General features: G+C 73.6%; 1 pseudogene. It reads left to right on the plus strand.

The annotated features are described in order from the left end of the window. Positions 1-280: pseudogene (locus EPD83_RS19460) on the plus strand (IS481 family transposase); the annotation flags it as partial.

Here is a 280-nt window from a genome sequence, read left to right on the forward strand (position 1 = left end):
ACCGCGCCCTGGGCCGGCGCACCCCCGCCGCCGCCTACACCGCCCGACCCAAAGCCGGACCCCCGGGCGAACCCGCGGACCAGGCCCACACCCGCATCCGCCACGACCGCGTCAACAACGGCAAGATCACCCTGCGCCACGCCGGCACCCTGTACTCCATCGGCCTCGGCCGCCACCTCAACAGCCGCCCCGTCACCGCCCTCATCCACGGCCTGCACATCACCATCAGCGACGCCACCACCGGCGAGATCCTGCGCGAGCTCACCCTCGACACCACCCG

The organism is Phycicoccus flavus (assembly GCF_004025965.2).
In the GTDB taxonomy this organism is placed as follows: Bacteria; Actinomycetota; Actinomycetes; order Actinomycetales; family Dermatophilaceae; genus Phycicoccus; species Phycicoccus flavus.